This window comes from Microbulbifer sp. ABE4_465 (genome assembly GCF_056160765.1).
On sequence record NZ_JBSWXV010000020.1, the window covers coordinates 1 to 1,750 of the forward strand.

Genomic DNA, 1,750 nt, shown 5'->3' on the forward strand with positions numbered 1-1,750 from the left:
TCGTTAGTAACCATCTCTGTTGTATGGTCAAGCCGCACGGGCAATTAGTACTGGTTAGCTCAACGCCTCACAACGCTTCCACACCCAGCCTATCAACGTGGTAGTCTTCCACGGCCCTTCAGGACTCTCAAGGAGTCAGGGAGATCTCATCTTGAAGGAGGCTTCCCGCTTAGATGCTTTCAGCGGTTATCCCGTCCGAACATAGCTACCGGGCAATGCCACTGGCGTGACAACCCGAACACCAGAGGTTCGTTCACTCCGGTCCTCTCGTACTAGGAGCAACTCTTCTCAAATCTCCAACGCCCACGGCAGATAGGGACCGAACTGTCTCACGACGTTCTAAACCCAGCTCGCGTACCACTTTAAATGGCGAACAGCCATACCCTTGGGACCGGCTTCAGCCCCAGGATGTGATGAGCCGACATCGAGGTGCCAAACACCGCCGTCGATGTGAACTCTTGGGCGGTATCAGCCTGTTATCCCCGGAGTACCTTTTATCCGTTGAGCGATGGCCCTTCCATACAGAACCACCGGATCACTATGACCTACTTTCGTACCTGCTCGTCATGTCTGACTCGCAGTCAAGCGCACTTATACCATTATGCTCATTGCATGATTTCCGACCATGCTGAGTGCACCTTCGTACTCCTCCGTTACTCTTTGGGAGGAGACCGCCCCAGTCAAACTACCCACCATACACTGTCCTCGATCCAGATAATGGACCAGAGTTAGAACCTCAAACATACCAGGGTGGTATTTCAAGGATGGCTCCACTGCAACTGGCGTCACAGTTTCAAAGCCTCCCACCTATCCTACACAAATAGGCTCAAAGTTCAGTGCAAAGCTGTAGTAAAGGTTCACGGGGTCTTTCCGTCTAGCCGCGGGTACACTGCATCTTAACAGCGATTTCAATTTCACTGAGTCTCTGGTGGAGACAGCGTGGCCATCGTTACGCCATTCGTGCAGGTCGGAACTTACCCGACAAGGAATTTCGCTACCTTAGGACCGTTATAGTTACGGCCGCCGTTTACCGGGGCTTCGATCAAGAGCTTCGCATAAGCTAACCCCATCAATTAACCTTCCGGCACCGGGCAGGCGTCACACCCTATACGTCCACTTACGTGTTTGCAGAGTGCTATGTTTTTAATAAACAGTCGCAGCCACCTGGTCACTTCGACCGGCCTCAGCTTAGGGAGCAAGTCCCATCACCAAAACCGGCGTACCTTCTCCCGAAGTTACGGTACCATTTTGCCTAGTTCCTTCACCAGAGTTCTCTCAAGCGCCTTGGTATTCTCTACCTGACCACCTGTGTCGGTTTAGAGTACGGTTCGCAATTGCCTGAAGCTTAGAAGTTTTTCCTGGAAGCAGGGCATCAACCACTTCACTTACCGAGGTAAGCTTCGTCATCAATTCTCAGCCTTAGGGACCCGGATTTGCCTAAGTCCCCAGCCTACAACCTTAAACATGGACAACCAATCGCCATGCTGGCCTAGCCTTCTCCGTCACTCCATCGCAGCAATTGCAAGTACAGGAATATTAACCTGTTTCCCATCGACTACGGCTTTCGCCCTCGCCTTAGGGGCCGACTAACCCTGTCCCGATTAGCGTTGGACAGGAACCCTTGGTCTTCCGGCGGGGAGGTTTTTCACCCCCCTTGTCGTTACTCATGTCAGCATTCGCACTTGTGATACCTCCAGCAAACCTCACAGTTCACCTTCAGCGGCTTACACAACGCTCCTCTACCATGCTC

Annotated in this window: 1 rRNA gene; it reads right to left on the minus strand. The window is 52.4% G+C overall.

Going from position 1 to position 1,750, the window contains the following annotated elements:
• Nucleotides 1-23: 23 nt before the first annotated feature.
• Nucleotides 24-1,750, minus strand: a 23S ribosomal RNA gene (locus tag ACXAG1_RS16945); the annotation flags it as partial.